The organism is Serratia sp. 1D1416 (genome assembly GCF_003641105.1).
Taxonomy (GTDB): domain Bacteria; phylum Pseudomonadota; class Gammaproteobacteria; order Enterobacterales; family Enterobacteriaceae; genus Serratia; species Serratia ficaria.
Map to the genome: position 1 here is coordinate 1,715,892 of NZ_CP032738.1, position 21,576 is coordinate 1,737,467.

The window sequence follows — 21,576 nt, forward strand, 5'->3', positions numbered from 1 at the left end:
GTCGAAATAAGAAAATATTATTCCTATAGAAGCTAAAAAGTCCCGCCGGCTAATAATAAAGAGTTATTAACCTATAACGCTTTAACCAAATTTAACTTTTTTACCCGAAACAGCCAGCATGATTCGCTTGGGCCTGCAGGCCGCATTCCGGTTGAAGTTTGTTGCCAACTTATCGGAGGCGACTTCCCTTTGTTTTGTAAGATTGCCAAAAAAGCAGCATAACAATCTTTCGTTACGATAATAAATAGTTGATTATTTTATGTGCAGTTTTAAGGTCCTGCCTATAATTGGAATCGATTACCATTTTTGGTGGTGATCTTATTTACTGATATATATGCATTAATTCTATCTAACACACTGCCGCTAACGGCGCATAAGCCCCTTCCAGCAAGCGCTGGGTCACGTTGGCCGCCGCTTACGGGGAGGTTATGTCTATCTGTCTGATTGATAACAATCAGGTAATGAGTGGAATCGAACCAATGCAATCTACTAAAAAGGCAATTGAAGTTACTGAATCCAGCCTCGCGGCTGCAACGACCGGCTACGATGCTGTAGACGATCTGTTGCATTATCACGAGCGCGGCAACGGTATTCAGGTTAATGGCAAGGATTCATTTTCTACTGAACAAGCTGGGCTGTTTATTACCCGTGAGAACCAAACCTGGAATGGGCATAATGTTTTTGGCCAGCCGGCCAAGCTGACATTCTCCTTCCCGGACTATAAGTTCTCTTCCACCAACGTCGCCGGCGACACCGGGCTGAGCAAATTCAGCGCGGAACAGCAGCAGCAGGCCAAACTGTCGCTGCAATCCTGGTCTGACGTGGCCAATATCACTTTTACCGAGGTGGCGGCCAACCAGAAGGCCAACATCACCTTCGGCAACTACAGCCAGGATCGTCCCGGTCATTATGACTACGACACCCAGGCTTACGCTTTCCTGCCGAACACCATTTATCAGGGCCAGAATCTGGGCGGCCAGACCTGGTACAACGTCAACCAATCCAACGTGGAACATCCGGCATCCGAAGATTACGGCCGCCAGACGTTCACTCACGAGATTGGCCATGCGCTGGGCCTGAGCCACCCGGGCGACTACAACGCCGGTGAAGGCAACCCGACCTATCGCGACGCCAGCTATGCGGAAGACACCCGCGAGTTCAGCCTGATGAGCTACTGGAGTGAAACCAACACCGGCGGCGACAACGGCGGCCACTACGCCGCGGCCCCGCTGCTGGATGACATTTCCGCCATTCAGCATCTGTACGGCGCCAACCTGTCCACCCGCACCGGCGATACCGTGTATGGCTTCAACTCCAATACCGATCGCGACTTCCTCAGCACCGCCAGCAACTCGCAGAAAGTGATCTTTGCGGCCTGGGATGCGGGCGGCAACGACACCTTCGACTTCTCCGGCTACACCGCTAACCAGCGCATCAACCTGAACGAGAAATCGTTCTCCGACGTTGGCGGGCTGAAGGGCAACGTGTCGATCGCGGCGGGCGTGACCATCGAAAACGCCATTGGCGGTTCCGGCGACGACGTTATCGTCGGCAACGCGGCCAACAACGTGCTGAAAGGCGGCGCGGGCAACGACGTGCTGTTCGGTGGCGGCGGGGCGGACGAGCTGTGGGGCGGCGCCGGCAAGGACACCTTCGTGTTCTCCGCCGTCAGCGATTCCGCGCCGGGCGCATCGGACTGGATCCGCGACTTCCAGAAGGGCACCGACAAGATCGATCTGTCTTACTTCAACAAGGGCGCGCAGGCCGGCGACCAGATCCACTTCGTCGATCACTTCAGCGGCGCAGTGGGCGAGGCGCTGTTGAGCTATGACGCATCGAGCAACGTCAGCGATCTGGCGCTGAACATCGGCGGCCATCAGGCGCCGGACTTCCTGGTGAAAATTGTCGGTCAGGTGGACGTCGCCACCGACTTTATCGTGTAACTGAAAGCATCATAACGCCCGGCGCAGCCTGGCCGGGCGTTATGCGGGAGCCGAGATGAAAAACACGTTAGCGCGCACCGCCATGACGGCGGGAGGCATGATGGTTACGGGGGCAGTGATGGCCAGCAGTCTGGTTCTTCCCACCGCGCAGTCACTGGCGGGACAATGGCAGGTTGCCGATCGCGAGCGGCAGTGCCGGATCGAATTTCTGGCCAGCGAGCAGAGCGCAGCCAACGGCTACCGGCTGGTGGATCGGCAACGCTGCCTGAACAAGCTGTTTGCGGCCGAGGTGGCCGGCTGGCGCCCGGCGCCCGACGGCATCGCCCTCCTGCAGGCGGACGGCAGCGCGCTGGCGTTCTTCTCGCGCGACGGCGAGGTGTACCGCAACCGCCTTGGCGCCGATGACGGCCTGACGCTGAAAGCCTTGGCCTAGAACCAACGGGTTCGGCACCCCGAACCCGTCGCGTCGTTACAGATACAGTGAGCGCACGATCAGAAAGTGGCCGGAGAAGTAGCAAAACGCCACCACGGCGTCCGCCGCGCGGAAGGTGAAGCGGTAGCGGTTGATCAACCACACCACGTTGGCCAACAGCAGCAGCGAAGTGCCCGCCAGCAACGAGAAGCCGAAGTCGGTGCTGCGCATGAAATACTGTTCACCCGCCAGCCAGACCATCAGCAGGGTCATCGCCACGTAGGTGGCGATCGGCCAGCGCATTTCCTCCAGCCGCGTCCAGACGGTCGCCAGCAGCAGCAGGCCGATCGCCAGCAATGCCAGCGGCAGCGGCCAAAACAGGCTGAAGGTCATCTGGCTGGCGAAGCTCAGGGTATACAGCAGATGGGAAAGGAAAAATGCGCCGAGCGCATACAGCACTCGCTCGCGGGGCAGCAGCAGCAGGGCGTCGGCGATCAGCGTCGCCAGCAGGCCGAGCACGATCAAATAGCCGGCGGGGCCGAGCACCGGGGCCTGCCAGGCCAGCAACAGCAGCAACAGCAGCGTCAGCGGTTTGAACACCCAACGCTGCCAGCGCGGCCCGCGGTAGGAGGCGTCGACGAACAGCCAACCGGAAAAGAATACGGCAAGGAACGGCCAACTCATATGTCTTCCTTATTCATGAGGGGAGCCGCAGCAATCGGCTCCAAGTTGTCACCAACGTCACTTCTTGATTTCAGTGTAGGTAGCCTGTCGGCAATCGACAATGCTTTACGCCAGCATGGACTGTAACCTATTTGCGGCGGCAAGAAAGGGACTTTAGTTGCCCGGCGGCCAGGTTAAGTCGGCCGCGGACTTTTATTTACCGGTAATGATGTTTAGACTCGGCGACAGAAAAAGAACATCCCGGGGATAGCGTTTTGACTCGGTTCGCACAGACAGTAACATTCTGATAAAAAAGAGTAATGAGGCAGTGCGACGTGGCGATCGGTGCGAGTCGGCTGAACGATCTTAATCCGCCGGCGATGCTGCGACAGACGCCCGGCCGCGTTAAATCCTGCATACCAGGGAGCCAAGATGAGCAAACCACCGCTGTTTTTTATCGCCGTTATTGCGCTTATCGCCGTGCTGGCGACGCATCGCTATTTCAACCAACGCCGGATGGATGCGGAGAACGACCGCGCGCCGCTGCGCAGCCTGCAGGTCAAGGTCAGCGACAAGCGCGAGTTTCCCGTCGCCGCCACCCGTTCGCGCCAGCGCGAACACTGGGCCAATGAGCCGATGCATTATGAGGTGGTATTCAGCCCGCAGGGTGGCGGCGAGGACATTCGGCTGCGGGTGAAGCAGTGGCAGTACAACCCGATCGAAAAAGGCGCGCAGGGCACGTTGAACATGCAGGGCGCGCGCTTCGTCTCCTTTACCGCCCGGTAAGCTATTTCTTTTTGATCGGCGGCTGCTTTTTCTGCCAGGCCAGCAGCTCAAACACGCCAAAGACGAAGATCTTGGCTTCCTGCCAGTAGCTGATCGGTTGATCTTTCGGCTGGGTGGATTTCAGCAGCACCAGCTGCAGGCCGTGCATCACCACCATGAAGAACAGCGCCACGTCGATGAAATATTTCAGCGGCTTGGGAAACGGGTGGAACAGATTGGAGAGCAGGAAGCCCCATACGCACAGCATCAGCAGGCGGCCCAGGTTAATCAGCATGATTGGTTTTCTCTTGCGAACGAATATAAAGACGGTAAGCCACCTGACCGGCGACTTTCTCACGGTGCAACTGCCAGTTGGCCGGCACATCGGCCGCGGCGCTTTCCGCTTCGGCCTCCACGTAGATCCAGGCCTCGTCGGCCAGCCAGCCCCGCTGCTCCAGCAGCGTGACGGTTTCCGCCAGCAGCCCTTTGCGGAACGGCGGATCGAGAAACACCACGTCAAACGGCTGGCCGCCGCCCGCCAGCCAGCTTAGCGTATTGGTATTGACCACCGTTCCTTTGCCCTGCAGCAGCGCCAGGTTTTTTTCCAGCTGTTGCGCCACCGGCCGTTCATATTCCAGCAGCGTGGCGCTGCCGGCATAGCGCGACAGCGCCTCCAGCCCCAGCGCGCCGCTGCCGGCGAAACAGTCCAGGCAACGCGCCCCCTGGATCACCGGCGCCAGCCAGTTGAACAGGGTTTCACGCACCCGATCGGTGGTCGGGCGCAGCCCCGGGCTGCTCGGCACCGGCAGCTTGCGCCCACGCCATTGGCCGCCGATGATGCGGATCTGCCCGGCTGCGGCCTGAGCCGGTTTTTTTGCCGCCGCCCGTGGCGATAGTCTTGTCATATGCTTTGCTTGATTTCTTTCTGCGGCGCGGGCCGCACAGGTTAACGAAAAGTTGCCCTATTCTACCGGTGACGGGCTCCGGGGGAAACGGTAAAACTTTGTTGCCTGATTTCACACTGGAAAGCATGCCGGATGCGTGTTGCTGCGCGAGGGAAAGTGATAGACTCGGCGGATTAATTGTCAGCATATACCCAAAATAATTGGAGTTGCAGCAAGGCGGCAAGAGTGGGAGGCCTCAGGCGCTTACTTAAGTCAGTGGCCGGGGCGAGCGCCGCAGCCAACGCTGATTGCAGCTTCAAGTATGAAGGGCAAGCAAGCCTTAGGTACGGAGTAGAGTCATCACATGGCAAAAGATAAGAAACGTGGGTTTTTCTCCTGGCTGGGCTTCGGCCAGAAGGAAGAAGAGCAACAGCAACCTGAACCGTCGGTAGAACAGACGGAAAATCAGGCCGTGGAGACACCGGCTGAACCGGCGGCCCCCACGCTGGACGATAAGCTCCCCACCCAGGAATCTGAACCTGCCGCCTCCGTTGACACCCCGGGAGAATGGGACAGCAGCCTGACCGGCGAGCAGATTGCGGAAAGCGTGCCGGCGGTTGCCGAGCGCCCGGCGGCGGAAGACATCGCCGAGCCGGTAGCCGAACCCGAGCCGGTAGCCGAACCCGAGCCGGTAGCCGAACCCGAGCCGGTAGCCGAACCCGAGCCGGTAGCCGAACCCGAGCCGGAAGTCGAACCCGAGCCGGTAGCCGAACCCGAGCCGGTAGCCGAACCCGAGCCGGAAGTCGAACCCGAGCCGGAAGTCGAACCCGAGCCGGTAGTCGAACCCGAGCCGGTAGCCGAACCCGAGCCGGAAGTGGTTGAGCCAGAACCTGAGGTTCTGCCGGCCAGCGTAGCGCTGGAACCGATTGTCATCGCTGCGGCGCAGGAAGACGCCGCCGCCGAGCTGGCCGCGCCTGCGGTCACTCAAGAGCAGGAACGTCCGACCAAAGAGGGCTTCTTCGCCCGCCTGAAGCGCAGCCTGGTGAAGACCAAACAAAACCTCGGCTCCGGCTTTATCGGCCTGTTCCGCGGCAAGAAAATCGATGACGATCTGTTTGACGAGCTGGAAGAGCAGCTGTTGATCGCCGACGTCGGCGTGGAAACCACGCGCAAGATCATTACCTCCCTCACTCAGCACGCCAGCCGCAAACAGCTGAAAGACGCCGAAGCGCTGTACGGCAAACTGAAGGAGGAAATGTCCGAAATTCTGGCCAAGGTTGACCAACCGCTGGATGTTGGCGGCAAAACCCCGTATGTCATCCTGATGGTGGGCGTCAACGGCGTGGGCAAGACCACCACCATCGGCAAGCTGGCCCGCCAGTTCCAGGCCGAAGGCAAATCGGTGATGCTCGCCGCGGGGGATACTTTCCGCGCGGCGGCGGTCGAGCAGCTGCAGGTGTGGGGCGAACGCAACCGCATTCCGGTGGTGGCGCAGCATACCGGCGCGGATTCTGCCTCGGTGATTTTCGATGCGGTGCAAGCCGCCAAGGCGCGCGGCGTTGACGTGCTGATCGCCGACACCGCCGGCCGCCTGCAGAACAAGGCGCACCTGATGGAAGAGCTGAAGAAGATCGTCCGCGTCATGAAAAAACTGGACGACCAGGCCCCCCATGAGGTTATGCTGACTCTTGATGCCAGCACCGGCCAGAATGCGGTCAGCCAGGCGAAATTGTTTAATGAAGCCGTGGGCTTAACCGGCATCACGCTGACTAAACTGGACGGTACCGCCAAGGGCGGGGTGATCTTCGCCATCGCCGATCAGTTCGGTATCCCGATTCGCTATATCGGCGTCGGGGAAGGCATCGAAGATTTGCGGCCGTTTAAGGCTGACGATTTTATTGAGGCACTTTTTGCCCGAGAGGATTAAAACGGATGATTCGCTTTGAACAGGTCAGTAAAGCTTATCTGGGCGGACGGCAGGCGCTGCAGGGGGTAGATTTCCATCTGCGCCCGGCGGAGATGGCGTTTCTGACCGGCCATTCCGGCGCGGGTAAGAGTACCCTGCTGAAACTGATTTGCGGCATTGAACGCCCCAGCGCCGGCCATATCTGGTTCGGCGGCCACGACATCAGCCGCCTGAAAAACGGCGAGGTGCCGTTCCTGCGCCGTCAGATCGGCATGATTTTCCAGGATCACCACCTGCTGCTGGACCGCACCGTGTATGACAACGTGGCGATGCCGTTGATCATCGCCGGCGCCAGCACCGAAGACATCCGCCGCCGAGTTTCCGCCGCGCTGGACAAGGTCGGGCTGCTGGATAAAGCGAAAAACTTCCCGATTCAGCTGTCCGGCGGCGAGCAACAGCGCGTGGGCATCGCCCGCGCGGTGGTGAACAAACCGGCGGTGCTGCTGGCGGACGAGCCGACCGGCAACCTGGATGATGCGCTGTCGGAAGGCATCCTGCGCCTGTTTGAAGAGTTCAACCGCGTCGGCGTCACCGTACTGATGGCGACCCACGACACCGGGCTGATCGCCCGCCGCAATTACCGTATCCTGACGCTGAGCCAGGGCCGCATGCTGGGAGGAGCGCACCATGGCGAATAATGCAAAAACCGCCAAGAGCAAGGCGCTGCGCGGCGGCTGGCGCGAACAGTGGCGCTACGCCTGGGCGAACGCCATCAAGGATATGCTGCGCCAGCCGTTGGCGACGCTGCTGACGGTGATGGTGATCGCCATCTCCCTGACGCTGCCTAGCCTGTGCTACATCGTGTGGAAAAACGTCAGCACCGCGGCCACCCAGTGGTACCCGACGCCGCAGCTGACGGTCTACCTGGACAAGTCGCTGGACGACGACGCCGCGGTGAAAGTGCTCGACGCCATCAAGGCGGAAGCCGGCGTAGAGAAGGTGAACTACCTGTCGCGCGAAGAGGCCCGGGGCGAATTCCGCAACTGGTCAGGCTTCGGCGGCGCGCTGGACATGCTGGAAGAAAACCCGCTGCCGGCGGTGGCGATCATCACGCCGAAGATGAGCTTCCAGAGTTCCGAAACCCTCAACACCCTGCGCGATCGCGTGGCGGCGGTACAGGGCGTGGACGAAGTGCGCATGGATGACAGCTGGTTTGCCCGCCTGGCGGCGCTGACCGGGCTGGTGGGCCAGGTCGCGGCGATCATCGGCGTGCTGATGGTGGTGGCGGTGTTCCTGGTGATCGGCAACAGCGTGCGCCTGAGCATCTTCAGCCGCCGCGACACCATCAACGTGATGAAGCTGATCGGCGCCACCGACGGCTTTATCCTGCGGCCGTTCCTCAACGGCGGGGCGATGCTCGGCTTTACCGGCGCGCTGCTGTCGCTGGCGTTGTCCGGGGCCCTGGTGTGGAAGCTGGAGTCGGTGGTGACCGACGTGGCCAGGGTGTTCGGCACCACCTTCACCCTGCACGGCCTGGGCTGGGACGAGGCGCTGCTGCTGCTGCTCATCTCGGCGATGATCGGCTGGATCGCCGCCTGGCTGGCGACGGTGCAACATTTACGCCGATTTACACCACAGTAAGATTTTTTTGGTATACTCTTCTCCTGCTGCTCTGAACGCGTTGCGGGAGAAGAGTGACCTTAAGTACAGCAAGCACCGCTCCTCTTCGCTTAGCGCACAAATTCCCTATCAGCCTTAACTTTCATCACGTATTGTCAGATGCAATGCTGTCGAAAAACAGTGAACTTTTAGGGCGGAACAGGGTCCAAAATTGCAGCAAATGTTAAGGTGCCCGGCGTGTGGAACCGCTTTTGCAACAGCAACTGCCGTAGAATCAATCATTTCCCCGCTGTAATTATCACCTGCATGATCTGTTTTCTCATAGAGAGGGTTTGAATGACCAAAGAAATGCAAACTTTAGCCTTAGTACCCCAAGGCAGCTTGGAAGCCTATATTCGGGCCGCCAACGCCTATCCGATGCTGACGGCAGAGGAAGAGCGGGAGCTGGCTGAACGGCTGCATTATCAGGGCGATCTGGAAGCAGCTAAGCAGCTTATCCTGTCTCACCTGCGCTTTGTCGCTCATATTGCCCGCAACTATTCAGGCTATGGTCTGCCGCAGGCGGATCTGATCCAGGAAGGTAACATCGGCCTGATGAAAGCCGTTCGCCGTTTCAACCCGGAGGTTGGCGTGCGTCTGGTGTCCTTTGCGGTGCATTGGATTAAGGCGGAAATTCACGAATACGTGCTGCGCAACTGGCGCATCGTCAAGGTCGCCACCACCAAGGCGCAGCGCAAACTGTTCTTTAACCTGCGCAAAACCAAGCAGCGTCTGGGCTGGTTCAATCAGGACGAAGTGGAACTGGTGGCCCGCGAGCTGGGGGTGACCAGCAAAGACGTGCGCGAGATGGAGTCCCGCATGGCGGCGCAGGACATGACCTTTGACCCGACCCCGGACGACGAAGCCCGTGACGGTCAGTCGATGGCGCCGGTGCTGTATCTGCAGGATAAAAGCTCCGACTTCGCCGAAGGCATTGAGGAAGATAACTGGGAAAGCAACGCCGCGGACAAACTGGCCTATGCGCTGGAAGGTCTGGACGAACGCAGCCAGCATATCATCCGCGCCCGCTGGCTGGACGACGACAACAAATCCACGCTGCAGGAACTGGCCGATCGGTACGGCGTTTCCGCCGAGCGCGTGCGTCAGCTGGAAAAGAACGCCATGAAGAAGCTGAAGATGGCGATCGAAGCCTAAGTTCATTTCATAAGAAGAAAAGCCCGGCGAGCCGGGCTTTTTTGTGCCTGCGATTCGCCGTTATCGCGTGACGGCGGCGAAGTCCGGTGCCGGGCAGTCATAGCCGAACTTGCTGGCCCAGGCGTAGCGGGTGCCGGTATTGAGGTAGCGCTGGTACAGCGCCTGGCCGGTTTTGGCGTCGCGTTTAATCACCCAGCCGGCGGCGTTGCACAATACCGCGGCGTAGGCCTGGCTCTTCGGCGGCAGCAAATCGGCCGCCTGCCGGGCCAGATCGACCGCCTGCCAGCGGTAGTGCAGGAAGCGGTTGTCCTGCGGCGGCAGCGCCGCCTTGGCGCGCGCCGCTTCCGCGCCGCCGATCCAGCTTTTGTGCTTCAGCTCGCGGGTATCGAACGCATCCCCCAGATAAGAATAACCGGCGCCGTAAATGGCGTAGTCCGGCGTCATTTCATAGCCGGTGAACGTCAGCCCCTGGGCGCGCAGCAGGCTCGCGGCCCGGTAGTAGGCAGTGGCGCGGGCCAGCGGCTTGGCGGTTTTATCCTGCGCCGCTTTCAGCGCATCGGCGTACTGCTGGGCCGCCTGGCGGTAGTTGGGGATGTCGAAATAGGCCAGCGCTTCCTGTTCGCGTCCGGCGCGCATCAGCCGCCGCGCCAGCAGCTCGCGCAGCTGCACTTCCGGCGTCATCTGCTGGCCGCCGTATTCGTCCGGATTGACCGGCTGCAGCGGCGTGGCCGGCGCCGGCGCATGGCGGTCGACGAAGCCTTTCAGCTCATCGACGGTCAGCACCCGCTCGGCCACGTCCGCCACGTCGGCCCAGTAGAGCGCCTTGCCGCGATACAGCAGATCCATCGCCTGCAGATAATCGCCGCGGTTCAGCGCCAGTATCGCCTGCTCGCCGGCTACCCGGCACTCCGGCACTATGGTTTCCGCCACAAAGTCGGCATTGCGCTGTTCGCCCCAGCTTTCGTTGGCGGGGAAGGCGCTCGCCGCCTTGGCGTAGGCGGCGGTGGCGGCCTTGACGTCGCCGTCGCGCAGCGCCATTTTGGCGCGCAGCCACCAGGCCAGGCCGCTGTCGCCGGCGTTTTTCAGCAGGCTGGCCGTCATCGGGTACTGCCCGGCGCGGTAAGCCAGCGCCGCCAGCCGATCGCTGCCGGCGAAGCCGCTCTTCACCGAGGCGTTCAGCAGCGTCAGGATCTGACTGATGGTTTGCGCGGAGCGGCTGCCGCTGCCGTCGGTATCGGCCAGCTGCAGGTTGCTGCTGCGGGCGAACAGCTCGATGGTGACCAACTGCTGAATGAGCGGATTGTCGATAGCCTGCTTGAGGGTTTCGACATGGTCAGGATTGACCAGATAGCTGGAGACGTACTGCAGCGACAGGCCACCGCCCGGGTCGCCCTGTGCCGCCTGCTGAGCATACAGCCGCGCCGCCGCGGCGACGTCACCCAGCCACAGATCAATGCGCGCCTGCTGCCCGAGGCTGCTCAGCGCCAGCCGATCGGGATCGGCTGCGCCGCCCTTAACCCGATCGATCACCTGCTGAAACGCCGCCCGCGCCTGTGCGAGCTGCGCTTTGGGCGGATGTTCCACCGCCGGGGCCGGTTCGCCGGATGCGTTTTCCGGCGTGCCGCGATCGCCCATCAGCAGCCTGCCGAGCGAATATTGCGCCCGCAGCCCCCAGTCGGCCTGTTGCGCCGCAGGCAGCGCCAGCACCTGCCGGAAATATTCCGCCGCGCGCGGATCGTCGACGGCGAAGGCGACGGCGCCCAACTGATACAGGCGTGCGGCGTCGGACAGCCCCTGAGTATTGACCGCATCGGCTTCTTCGACGGTTTTGGCGGCGCGCATTTTGCCGATGATCAGGGTCTCCGGCGACAGCGGCATCGGTTTCGGCGGCATTGGCGGCGGCGGCGCTTGCCACTGCGGCAGCTGTTTGTCCGGCGCCACCAGGCGGCCGGCCTCAAAGGCGAAGTTGCCTTCCGGCATGTACAGCAGGGTGCCGTTGCGATCGGTCAGCAAACGATTGGGGAAATCCGGCCCGCAGGCGTAGCCGTTCAGCGGCAGCGCCAGCGCGGCGCCAATCAGCGCGGCCAGCGGAAGATACCGGCGGGGGTCCCGTGCGGCGCGCGTATCAAGGTGTGACAAGGGTGCCTCCTGGCGTCAGGTTTTTGCAGCGCAGCCAACCGAGCGGCCGGGATTGTCCGGCGCGCAGCTGGTCACCGTCAATGCGGGTAAAACGCTGCCGTTGAGGGGTGGTTTCCAGCCGGTAATTGCCCACCGCATCCGCCGCCAGGCAATCGCCGGCGATGATGACGATCTCCCGGGGCAGCGGGGCGTCAACCGGCCCGTTATTATGAATTGTCAGATCATACAACCCGTTTTGCCGTGGCTGAGGCCTGAATTTTACCTGCCAGTCGACGGTCAGCGGCCGGCGCTCGATAACCGCCCGCAGCGTGGCGAGCGACCAGGCGCGGCGATCGGTCGCCAGCGGCAGGCGGAACCAGATGATGCCGCGCAGCCGCGGTGTGGCCTGGCTGGCCAACTGCTGCAGAAAGTCGGCAATTCGCTGCGGCGCCACCGTCAGTTCGCGCCCGCCGCCCGCCACGCGCAGCGGCGATTCGCTTTCCACCTGCGCGCCCTGCGCATCGAACCCCAATAACCCCATGCCGTAGGCCGGCAGCGCCACGCGGAACGGCTTCGGGGTGATGGCGGCATATTGCCGCACCCAGCGCAGCGCCTGCGCGCCGTCGAACAGCCCCTGACGAGGAGAGAGTACGGCGTGCACCTGCAGCACCGAGCTGTCGGCCTGTTGCAGCACGCCGGGCAGCGCCGGTGAACCGATCCAGGCCGGCAGGGCGGTTATGCCGAGCTGCAGCGAGGCGGGCAGCCGTTGGCGCAGCTGGTGCAGGAAGCGTTGGTAGTCCGGCAGCCGGGCGGTGGCGGCGTCGTGGTCGATTTCCACGCCGCTGACCTGCAGCCCGGCGTCTTGCCAGCGTTGCGCCAGCGTCAGCAGGCGCTGAACGATGGCGGTTTGATCCCGCTGCGGCAGTTGCCCGTCGAGGCGCGCCACCAGCCACAGCGGGCGGCCATCCTGTTGCAACAAGGGGAGATTGATCGGAATTTCCCGCCAGCCCTCGCGCGGGTGCACCTGCAGCGCCAGCACCCGCAGGCTGGAGAACAGGTCGCGGCTGTCGGCCAGCGCCTCGGCGTGCTGCGGCGTCCAGACCCGCTGCCACACGTAGACCTGACGATCCCAGGGCTGCTGCAGCCGCAGAGCCTGCTGGCGCCCGGCGAACCAGGCCGCCAGCGCCAGCGCGATCAGCAGCAGCGCCGCCAGCCGGCGTTTCATTTCTGCCAGAGTTCGCCCTGGGGCGCGAAGCCGCAGGCGCGCATAAAGTTGTCGACCTCGCCGCGTTCGCGCGGCGCCAGGCCTGCGGTCGACAGCCGCCAGTGGGCCACCTGCGGCAGCTGGCGCTGCGTGTCCTGCACCAGATACAGCCCGACGCCGCGGCGGCGCGTCACTTCGCGCACCAGCAGGTCCTGCAATTCGGCCTGGTCGTCCTGCAAAACCACCTTCACCGCGCCCAGCAGCCGCTCGTTGAAACGGGCGGCGAACAGCGCTTTGCCGCCGCTCAGCCAGCTTTGCCACTGCGCAGGTTGCTGATGCGGCCAGATTTTGCCGAGGTCGATAAGGTCTTGCGGGGATAGCGTACTCAAGCGCTCGATGGTCAATTTCATGCAGAATTTCCGCGCAGCTAAATGATGCCGACAGTGTAATAGATCTTGCGCAGAGCGTTGTGTAAGTTTTTCTGTACGATTACTGCGCAAAATGTTTTTTGCATGGGTCATTTTCCGAGCAAACAGTTAGTAAACGCATTGTTAACCAGCATAACGCGCTACGCCTGATGGCAAACAGCGCAGATTTAATCCGAGTTTTATCCTGTTTACACCGCTTGTTTCTGAGTGATGAAGTTGATTTGCAGCAGAATATTCCTGTTTAATGGCATGAAAAATAAAGTCTTATTAGAAAATATTGCCATCAAAACACCTAAATCATTATTACTTATGAATAAAAGCAGTAAATAACGCTCGGGTGCAGGCAAACACAACAGGTACGTTCACAACGACAGATGGGGAATTTGCGGATGAAATTAACAACAGGTAAGGCATTGCTGGCGGGTTGTATCGCGATGGCTATCGGCCATTCGGCCATGGCGAAAGACATCAAGGTGGCGATCGTCGGGGCGATGTCCGGCCCGGTCGCGCAGTATGGCGATATGGAGTTTACCGGCGCGCGCCAGGCGATCGCCGACATCAACGCCAAGGGCGGCATCAAGGGCGACAAGCTGGTCGGCGTGGAATACGACGACGCCTGCGACCCGAAACAAGCGGTGGCGGTCGCCAACAAGGTGATCAACGACGGCATTCGCTACGTGATCGGCCACCTGTGTTCCTCATCCACCCAGCCGGCATCCGATATTTATGAGGATGAAGGGGTGATCATGATTACCCCGGCGGCCACCAACGCCGATCTGACCACCCGCGGCTACAAAATGATTATGCGCACCACGGGTCTGGATTCCGATCAGGGCCCGACCGCCGCCAAATACATCCTCGGCGAGATCAAGCCCAAGCGCATCGCCGTGGTGCATGACAAGCAACAGTATGGCGAAGGCCTGGCGCGCTCGGTGCGCGACAGCCTGAAGCAGCAGGGCACCGAGGTGGCGATGTTTGAAGGCATCACCGCCGGCGATAAGGACTTCTCCACCCTGGTGGCGCGCCTGAAGAAAGAGAATATCGACTTCGTCTATTTCGGCGGCTACTACCCGGAAATGGGCCAAATCCTGCGCCAGGCCAAGCAGGCCGGCCTGACCACCCGCTTTATGGGGCCGGAAGGCGTGGGCAACTCCTCGCTGTCCAACATCGCCGGCGCCGCCTCTGAAGGCATGCTGGTGACCCTGCCGAAACGCTACGATCAGGTGCCGGCCAACCAGCCGATCGTCGACGCGCTGAAGGCCAAGAAGCTGGATCCGACCGGGCCTTTCGTCTGGACCACCTATGCCGCGCTGCAGTCGCTGACCACCGGCATGGAACGCAGCGGCAGCCAGGAACCGGAAGATATCGTCAAGGATCTGAAAACCGGCAAGCCGGTCGACACCGTAATGGGGCCGCTGAGCTGGGATGACAAGGGCGATCTGAAAGGCTTCGAGTTCGGCGTATTCGAATGGCATGCCAACGGCACATCAACACCGATTAAATAAGCCATAATCATCAGGGTAGGGCGCAGTCCTCTGCGCCCGCGGGCCGGCTTGCCGGCCCCGTATCCCTTTACCTGAAGGCGCTTTGCGTTCAGGTTTCGCAGCCAAGGGTCAGAGTATGTCAGAGCAGGTTCTCTATTTTCTGCAGCAGATGTTCAACGGCGTGACGTTGGGCAGCACCTATGCCTTGATCGCCATCGGTTACACCATGGTTTACGGCATCATCGGCATGATCAACTTCGCCCACGGCGAGGTGTACATGATCAGCAGCTATGTCTCCTTTATCGTGATCGCCGCCCTGATGATGCTGGGCATCGACGTCGGCTGGCTGCTGATCGGCGCCGCCTTCCTGGTGTCGATCGTGATGGCCAGCGCCTACGGCTGGAGCATCGAACGGGTGGCCTACAAGCCGGTGCGCAATTCCAAACGCCTGATTGCGCTGATTTCCGCCATCGGCATGTCGATATTCCTGCAAAACTACGTCAGCCTGACGCAGGGTTCGCGCGATCTGGCGCTGCCCAGCCTGGTCACCGGCCAGTGGGTGCTGGGCGAAAGCAACGGCTTCGCCGCCACCATCAGCACCATGCAGCTGATCATCTGGGGCGTTACCTTCCTGGCGATGCTGGCGCTGACGCTGTTCATTCGTTACTCGCGCATGGGCCGCGCCTGCCGCGCCTGCGCGGAAGATCTGAAGATGGCCAGCCTGCTGGGCATCAACACCGATCGGGTGATCTCGCTGACCTTCGTGATCGGCGCGGTGATGGCGGCGGTGGCCGGCGTGCTGCTCGGCCAGTTCTACGGCGTCATCAATCCCTATATCGGCTTTATGGCCGGCATGAAAGCCTTCACCGCCGCGGTGCTGGGCGGCATCGGCAGCATCCCCGGCGCGATGATCGGCGGGCTGGTGCTGGGCGTGGCGGAGGCGCTGACCTCGGCCTATCTGAGCACCGAATATAAAGACGTGGTGTCGTTCGCCCTGCTGATAGTGGTGCTGCTGATCATGCCGACCGGCATTCTCGGGCGCCCGGAGGTTGAGAAGGTATGAAACTCAATCTGCTTAACGCATTGATCGCCACCGCGGTGCTGTTCGTGATGGCGTCGTTCCTGATGGGCATGCAGCTCAGCCTGGACGGCACCAAACTGGTGGTGCACGGCGCGGCGGAAGTGCGCTGGATGTGGATCGGCATCGGCTGCGTCATCGTCTTCTTCTTCCAGCTGCTGCGGCCGCTGCTGCAACAGGGGCTGAAAAAGGTTTCCGGCCCCGCTTTCGTGCTGCCGAGCTTCGACGGCACCACCCCGCGGCAAAAGCTGCTGGCGGCGGCGCTGATCGCGGCGGCGGTCGCCTGGCCGTTTCTGGTGTCGCGCGGTACGGTGGATATCGCTACCCTGACGCTGATCTACGTGATGCTGGGCCTCGGCCTGAACGTGGTGGTCGGGCTGTCCGGCCTGCTGGTGCTGGGCTACGGCGGCTTCTACGCCATCGGCGCCTACACCTATGCGCTGCTGAACCACTATTACGGCCTCGGCTTCTGGGAAAGCCTGCCGCTGGCGGGCATCGTCACCGCCGCTTTCGGTTTCCTGCTCGGTTTCCCGGTGCTGCGGTTGCGCGGCGACTACCTGGCGATAGTCACGCTCGGCTTCGGCGAAATCGTGCGCATCCTGTTGCTGAACAACACCGAGATCACCGGCGGGCCGAACGGCATCAGCCAGATCCCGAAACCGACCTTCTTCGGCCTGGAGTTCAACCGCAGCGCGCGCGACGGCGGCTGGGACACCTTCCACAACTTCTTTGGCCTGAAATACGATCCGAGCGATCGCATCGTGTTCCTGTACCTGGTGGCGCTGCTGCTGGTGGTGCTGACGCTGTTCGTCATCAACCGCCTGCTGCGCATGCCGCTGGGGCGCGCCTGGGAAGCGCTGCGCGAAGACGAAATCGCCTGCCGTTCGCTGGGCCTTAGCCCGACCCGCATCAAGCTGACCGCCTTTACCATCAGCGCCGCCTTCGCCGGCTTTGCCGGCACGCTGTTCGCCGCGCGCCAGGGCTTCGTCAGCCCGGAATCCTTTACCTTCGTCGAGTCGGCCTTCGTGCTGGCGATCGTGGTGCTGGGGGGGATGGGCTCGCAGTTTGCGGTGATCCTGGCGGCGATCCTGCTGGTGGTGTCGCGCGAGCTGATGCGTGACCTGAACGAATACAGCATGTTGCTGCTGGGCGCGCTGATGGTGCTGATGATGATCTGGCGGCCGCAGGGGCTGCTGCCGATGAAACGGCCGCAGCTCAAGCTGAAGGCGGCGGATATCCATGCAGGCAAGGGAGAACAGGCATGAGCGCTCAACCTTTACTGCAGGTCGAAGGGCTGTCGATGCGCTTCGGCGGGCTGCTGGCGGTCAACAAGGTGGCGCTGCAGCTGAACGAAGGCGAAATAGTCTCTTTGATCGGCCCGAACGGCGCCGGCAAGACCACGGTGTTCAACTGCCTGACCGGTTTTTATCGCCCGACCGGCGGCACCATCAGGCTGCGCGATCGCCACCTTGAAGGGCTGACGGGGCAGGCCATCGCCCGCATGGGGGGGGTGCGCACCTTCCAGCACGTGCGGCTGTTCCGCGAAATGACGGTGATCGAGAACCTGCTGGTGGCGCAGCACCAGCACCTGAAAAGCGGTCTGTTCGCCGGGCTGTTGAAAACCCCGGCCTTCCGCCGCGCCGAAGCCGATGCGCTGGAGCGCGCGGCGGTGTGGTTGGAGCGCGTCGGCCTGCTGGCGATGGCCAACCGCTCGGCGGGCAACCTGGCCTATGGCCAGCAGCGGCGGCTGGAGATCGCCCGCTGCATGGTGACCCGCCCGGAGCTGCTGATGCTGGACGAACCGGCCGCCGGCCTGAACCCGAAAGAAACCGACGAGCTGGACCATTTGATCGTCGAGCTGCGCGACCGGCACCGGGTTTCGGTGCTGTTGATTGAGCACGACATGAAGCTGGTGATGGGCATTTCGGACCGCATCTACGTGGTGAATCAGGGAACGCCGCTGGCGCAGGGCACGCCGGACGAAATCCGCAACAACCCGGACGTGATCCGGGCCTATTTGGGCGAGGCTTAAGACTGTGTCCCATCATTGTTCGTGGCATCGTCGCAGACCCAAAAGCCCGCTATCAAGGCGGAAGATGAAGAACATAGCGGGACTATGTTCAAATCTGACAACGCAGAGAGCGGGTTTTTTGGGGCGCGACCCACTGGGCTGGGGCTATTTCGCCGCGCCGCTGTGTTACTCACCGTTTATTTGGCCCACCAAACCTCACGGCTCGCGCCTTGCTGCGCAGCGAAATAACCACCAGCGATGCTCACGCACAATGATGGGGCACAGTCTTTATGCTGTCATTTAATCAGGTCTCCGCCCATTACGGCAAAATTCAGGCGTTGCATCAGGTTAGCCTGAACATCAAGCAGGGCGAAATAGTCACCCTGATCGGCGCCAACGGCGCCGGTAAAACCACGCTGCTCGGCACGCTGTGCGGCGAACCGCGCGCTACCGAAGGCAGCATCACCTTCCTCGATCGGGAGATCACCCAGTGGCAAACCTCGCGCATCATGCGCGAAGCGGTGGCGATCGTGCCGGAAGGGCGGCGGGTGTTCTCGCGCATGACGGTGGAAGAAAACCTGGCGATGGGCGGTTTCTTCGCCGATCGTCAGCAGTATCAGCAGCGCATCGAGCGGGTATTTAACCTGTTCCCGCGCCTGCTGGAACGCCGCAATCAGCGCTCCGGCACCATGTCCGGCGGCGAACAGCAGATGCTGGCGATCGGCCGCGCGCTGATGAGCCAACCGAAGCTGCTGCTGCTCGACGAACCCTCGCTGGGGCTGGCGCCGATCATCATTCAGCAGATCTTCGACATCATCCAGCAGCTGCGGGAAGAGGGCATGACCATCTTCCTGGTGGAGCAAAACGCCAATCAGGCGCTGAAACTGGCGGATCGCGGTTATGTGCTGGAAAACGGCCGCGTGGTGTTGGAAGATACGGGTGCCGCATTGTTAGCAAACGAAGCAGTACGGTCGGCGTATCTGGGCGGGTGAACCGCCCCCCTACGAATTAAAAAATAATCAGGTACGAGAATAAGAAATGAAGACAGAAGGGTTACTCGCGCAGCGCATCGTCAATGTAAAAAGCTCGGCAATCCGTGAATTGCTCAAGCACAGTAAGATGGAAAACGTCATTTCGCTGGCGGGCGGCATCCCCTCTGATGCCCTGTTTGACTTCGAAGGGTTGAGCATCGCCACCCAGCAGGCGATCACCGAGCAGCCGAAAAGCGCCTTTCAGTATGGCCTGACCGAAGGCAGCCCGCTGCTGCGCGAGCGTATCTGCGCGCTGTGCGCCGAGCGCGGCGTTTCCGCCCGCGCGGAAGAGGTGATGGTGACCGCCGGCTCTCAGCAGGCGCTGGATCTGGTGATGCGCGCCATCGTCAACCCGGGCGACGTGTTTGTGGTGGAGCGCCCGACCTACCTGGCGGCGCTGCAGACGCTGGAGCTGGCGGAAGCCAACATCCTGTCGGTCTCCTCCGACAGCGACGGCATGGTGGTGGAAGAACTGGCCGAGCTGTTGAAAACCCAGCGCATCAAGGGCGTGTATGTGGTGCCGAACTTCGGCAACCCGAGCGGCATCACCCTGAGCGCGGCGCGGCGCGAACTGCTGGTGAAGCTGGCGGCCGAGCACAACTTCCTGATCATCGAAGACGACCCGTACGGCGAGCTGCGCTTTACCGATGAGCGCCACGCCACGCTGCATCAGGTTTCGCAGCGGGTGCTGGGCCACACCGATAACATTATCTACACCTCGACCTTCTCCAAGATCCTGGCGCCGGGCCTGCGCCTGGGTTGGGCTATCCTGCCCGAGTTCTTGCTGCACAAGGTGGCGATCATCAAGCAGGCGGCGGATCTGCATGCCAGCGCGCTGTCGCAGAGCATCGTCGAATGTTACCTGGGGCTGGATCGCTTGCCGGCGCAGATCGAAAAGATCCGCGCCGCTTACAAGCATAAAGGCGAGATCCTGGCCGGGCTGGTAGAAAAAGAGCTGGGCGACTACATCACCTTCGATCAGCCGAAGGGCGGCATGTTCCTGTGGGCGCGCTTCCGTCAGCCGTTCAACGCCACCGAGTGGCTGAACACCACTCTGCAGCAGGGCGTAGTGTTCGTGCCGGGGGAATATTTCTTCTCCGATAACCCGGATCGTTCGACCTTCCGCCTGTCGTTCGCCACCGCGACCGAGCAGCAAATGCAGGAAGCGGTCGCTCGCCTGCGTCGTTCGCTGTAATTTCCACGGCGGCGGGGCGCACTGCCTCGCCGTCGACATCAAAACGCAATCTGCACTTCACTCTCCCGTCATCCGGCTGTCATCTAACGGTTATTTTTCTGTCATCCGCGCATGGCATGTTAGCTTCCGAACAAAAAACTGATTCTTTTCGCTCACGCGCTTATTGCCCCAATAGATTTCACGTTGCAGCAAGGCGGCTGCGGCTTGAGAGATGCAGGGGATACACCAGCTTTTTTCAGGAGTTAGGCATGCTCACCTACGCTATTCGCAAAACCACGCTGTGCGTCGCGTTGACCCTGGCGGTCAGCACCCAGGCACTGGCGGCGACCGAGATCCCGTTCTGGCACTCAATGGAAGGCGAGCTGGGTAAGGAAGTGGATTCCCTGGCGGACCGCTTCAACCAGACCCACAGCGACGTCAAGATCGTACCGGTTTATAAGGGCAACTACGAACAGAGCCTGGCGGCGGGCATTGCCGCTTACCGCTCCGGCAAGGCGCCGGCGATCCTGCAGGTGTACGAAGTGGGCACCGCCACCATGATGGCGAGCAAAGCGATCAAACCGGTGTATGAGGTGTTTAAAGACGCCGGCATCAACTTCGACGAGTCGGTGTTCGTGCCGACGGTGGCCGGCTATTACACCGACAACAAGAGCGGCCACCTGCTGTCTCAACCGTTCAACAGCTCTACCCCGGTGTTGTACTACAACAAGGACGCCTTCAGGAAGGCCGGCCTGAACCCGGAACAACCGCCGAAAACCTGGCAGGAGCTGGCGGCGGATACCGCCAGGCTGCGCGCGGCCGGCATGAAGTGCGGCTATGCCAGCGGCTGGCAGGGCTGGATCCAGCTGGAGAACTTCAGCGCCTGGCACGGCGTGCCGTTCGCCACCGAAAACAACGGCTTCGGCGGCGCCAACGCCAAGCTGGAATTCAATCAGCCGCTGCAGGTGAAGCACATTCAGCTGCTGGAAGACATGAACAAGAAGGGTGATTTCACCTACTTCGGCCGCAAAGACGAGTCCACCGAGAAGTTCTACAGCGGCGACTGCGCCATCACTACCGCGTCGTCCGGTTCGCTGGCGGATATCAAGCACTACGCCAAGTTCAACTACGGCGTGGGCATGATGCCGTACGACGCCGACGCCAAAAACGCGCCGCAGAACGCCATCATCGGCGGGGCCAGCCTGTGGGTGATGAACGGCAAAGACGCCGCTACCTACAAGGGCGTGGCCGAGTTCCTGCAGTATCTGGCGCAGCCGGAGATCGCCGCCGAGTGGCACCAGAAGACCGGCTATCTGCCGATCACCACCGCCGCTTACGACCTGACCCAACAGCAGGGATTCTACGACAAGAACCCGGGCGCCGACGTCGCCACGCGCCAGATGCTGAACAAGCCGCCGTTGCCGTTCACCAAGGGCCTGCGCCTGGGCAATATGCCGCAGATCCGCAGCGTGGTGGATGAAGAACTGGAAAGCGTCTGGACCGGCAAGAAAACGCCTCAGCAGGCGCTGGATGCCGCCGTACAGCGCGGTGATGTACTGCTGCGCCGCTTCGAATCTTCGACGCAATAATCCCATTTGACTACTGCGCTTGCCATCTTGGGATTGGGCAGTGCTCGGACTCCTCACGTACTACGTGTACGC

At 61.4% G+C, this 21,576-nt stretch carries 20 protein-coding genes; 14 read left to right on the forward strand and 6 right to left on the reverse strand.

Annotated features, from left to right (window positions below; genetic code table 11):
• Positions 1 to 479 precede the first annotated feature (479 nt).
• The gene (locus D7I37_RS08150; RefSeq protein WP_061798792.1) at positions 480 to 1,943 is read left to right on the forward strand and encodes a serralysin family metalloprotease; all 1,464 of its coding nucleotides are present in this window, start codon (positions 480 to 482) and stop codon (positions 1,941 to 1,943) included.
• A 55-nt stretch (positions 1,944 to 1,998) separates the two neighbouring features.
• Complete coding sequence (locus tag D7I37_RS08155) at positions 1,999 to 2,376, forward strand: AprI/Inh family metalloprotease inhibitor (protein ID WP_129543528.1); 378 nt, start codon at positions 1,999 to 2,001, stop codon at positions 2,374 to 2,376.
• 36 nt (positions 2,377 to 2,412) lie between these two features.
• Here D7I37_RS08155 and D7I37_RS08160 read toward each other — a convergent pair whose 3' ends face one another.
• On the reverse strand, positions 2,413 to 3,039 hold the full coding sequence (locus tag D7I37_RS08160; protein ID WP_061798788.1) for a lysoplasmalogenase: 627 nt from the start codon (positions 3,037 to 3,039) through the stop codon (positions 2,413 to 2,415).
• A 411-nt stretch (positions 3,040 to 3,450) separates the two neighbouring features.
• On the opposite strand from D7I37_RS08160, the gene D7I37_RS08165 reads away from it, so the two are divergent.
• Positions 3,451 to 3,804 (forward strand): DUF2500 domain-containing protein, encoded by a 354-nt coding sequence (locus D7I37_RS08165; RefSeq protein WP_061798786.1) that lies wholly within the window; start codon positions 3,451 to 3,453, stop codon positions 3,802 to 3,804.
• A gap of 1 nt (position 3,805) precedes the next feature.
• Here the strand turns inward: D7I37_RS08165 and D7I37_RS08170 are convergent, their stop codons facing one another.
• Positions 3,806 to 4,078: a DUF1145 family protein gene (locus D7I37_RS08170; protein WP_061798784.1), complete on the reverse strand. Its 273-nt coding sequence runs from the start codon at positions 4,076 to 4,078 to the stop codon at positions 3,806 to 3,808.
• Positions 4,068 to 4,688, reverse strand: coding sequence for a 16S rRNA (guanine(966)-N(2))-methyltransferase (gene rsmD, locus D7I37_RS08175; RefSeq protein ID WP_061798783.1), 621 nt, complete (start codon positions 4,686 to 4,688; stop codon positions 4,068 to 4,070). The genes D7I37_RS08170 and rsmD overlap by 11 nt, the downstream gene beginning before the upstream one ends.
• A gap of 343 nt (positions 4,689 to 5,031) precedes the next feature.
• On the opposite strand from rsmD, the gene ftsY reads away from it, so the two are divergent.
• The 4 genes from ftsY to rpoH all read left to right on the forward strand — a co-directional run bounded on the left by ftsY (position 5,032) and on the right by rpoH (position 9,387).
• Positions 5,032 to 6,594, forward strand: coding sequence for a signal recognition particle-docking protein FtsY (gene ftsY, locus D7I37_RS08180; protein WP_129543529.1), 1,563 nt, complete (start codon positions 5,032 to 5,034; stop codon positions 6,592 to 6,594).
• A gap of 5 nt (positions 6,595 to 6,599) precedes the next feature.
• Positions 6,600 to 7,271, forward strand: a complete 672-nt coding sequence (gene ftsE, locus D7I37_RS08185; protein WP_061798780.1) for a cell division ATP-binding protein FtsE — start codon at positions 6,600 to 6,602, stop codon at positions 7,269 to 7,271.
• Positions 7,261 to 8,214, forward strand: coding sequence for a permease-like cell division protein FtsX (ftsX, locus tag D7I37_RS08190; protein ID WP_061798779.1), 954 nt, complete (start codon positions 7,261 to 7,263; stop codon positions 8,212 to 8,214). Before ftsE ends, ftsX begins: the two co-directional genes overlap by 11 nt.
• Before the next feature lie 315 nt (positions 8,215 to 8,529).
• Positions 8,530 to 9,387 (forward strand): RNA polymerase sigma factor RpoH, encoded by an 858-nt coding sequence (rpoH, locus tag D7I37_RS08195; protein WP_061798778.1) that lies wholly within the window; start codon positions 8,530 to 8,532, stop codon positions 9,385 to 9,387.
• Positions 9,388 to 9,447: 60 nt separating this feature from the next.
• Here the strand turns inward: rpoH and D7I37_RS08200 are convergent, their stop codons facing one another.
• Genes D7I37_RS08200 through panM form a run of 3 tightly spaced genes read right to left on the reverse strand, consistent with a single transcriptional unit; the run spans position 9,448 to position 13,119 of the window.
• Positions 9,448 to 11,526, reverse strand: coding sequence for a hypothetical protein (locus D7I37_RS08200; RefSeq protein ID WP_129543530.1), 2,079 nt, complete (start codon positions 11,524 to 11,526; stop codon positions 9,448 to 9,450).
• On the reverse strand, positions 11,513 to 12,730 hold the full coding sequence (locus D7I37_RS08205; RefSeq protein ID WP_129543531.1) for a DUF3142 domain-containing protein: 1,218 nt from the start codon (positions 12,728 to 12,730) through the stop codon (positions 11,513 to 11,515). Before D7I37_RS08205 ends, D7I37_RS08200 begins: the two co-directional genes overlap by 14 nt.
• Positions 12,727 to 13,119, reverse strand: a complete 393-nt coding sequence (gene panM, locus D7I37_RS08210) for an aspartate 1-decarboxylase autocleavage activator PanM (protein WP_061798774.1) — start codon at positions 13,117 to 13,119, stop codon at positions 12,727 to 12,729. The genes D7I37_RS08205 and panM overlap by 4 nt, the downstream gene beginning before the upstream one ends.
• 407 nt (positions 13,120 to 13,526) lie before the next feature.
• Here panM and D7I37_RS08215 point away from each other — a divergent pair, with 407 nt between their 5' ends.
• From D7I37_RS08215 to ugpB, 7 genes are all read left to right on the forward strand, one after another.
• Positions 13,527 to 14,642, forward strand: a complete 1,116-nt coding sequence (locus D7I37_RS08215) for a branched-chain amino acid ABC transporter substrate-binding protein (RefSeq protein ID WP_061798773.1) — start codon at positions 13,527 to 13,529, stop codon at positions 14,640 to 14,642.
• 115 nt (positions 14,643 to 14,757) lie between these two features.
• Positions 14,758 to 15,684, forward strand: coding sequence for a high-affinity branched-chain amino acid ABC transporter permease LivH (gene livH / locus D7I37_RS08220; RefSeq protein WP_061798771.1), 927 nt, complete (start codon positions 14,758 to 14,760; stop codon positions 15,682 to 15,684).
• On the forward strand, positions 15,681 to 16,964 hold the full coding sequence (locus D7I37_RS08225; RefSeq protein ID WP_061798770.1) for a high-affinity branched-chain amino acid ABC transporter permease LivM: 1,284 nt from the start codon (positions 15,681 to 15,683) through the stop codon (positions 16,962 to 16,964). Before livH ends, D7I37_RS08225 begins: the two co-directional genes overlap by 4 nt.
• Positions 16,961 to 17,731, forward strand: a complete 771-nt coding sequence (livG, locus tag D7I37_RS08230; RefSeq protein WP_129543532.1) for a high-affinity branched-chain amino acid ABC transporter ATP-binding protein LivG — start codon at positions 16,961 to 16,963, stop codon at positions 17,729 to 17,731. Before D7I37_RS08225 ends, livG begins: the two co-directional genes overlap by 4 nt.
• A gap of 269 nt (positions 17,732 to 18,000) precedes the next feature.
• Positions 18,001 to 18,702, forward strand: a complete 702-nt coding sequence (gene livF, locus D7I37_RS08235) for a high-affinity branched-chain amino acid ABC transporter ATP-binding protein LivF (RefSeq protein WP_061798767.1) — start codon at positions 18,001 to 18,003, stop codon at positions 18,700 to 18,702.
• Positions 18,703 to 18,748: 46 nt separating this feature from the next.
• Positions 18,749 to 19,936: a PLP-dependent aminotransferase family protein gene (locus D7I37_RS08240; protein WP_061798766.1), complete on the forward strand. Its 1,188-nt coding sequence runs from the start codon at positions 18,749 to 18,751 to the stop codon at positions 19,934 to 19,936.
• A 248-nt stretch (positions 19,937 to 20,184) separates the two neighbouring features.
• Positions 20,185 to 21,504, forward strand: coding sequence for a sn-glycerol-3-phosphate ABC transporter substrate-binding protein UgpB (gene ugpB / locus D7I37_RS08245; protein WP_095095075.1), 1,320 nt, complete (start codon positions 20,185 to 20,187; stop codon positions 21,502 to 21,504).
• Positions 21,505 to 21,576 lie beyond the last annotated feature (72 nt).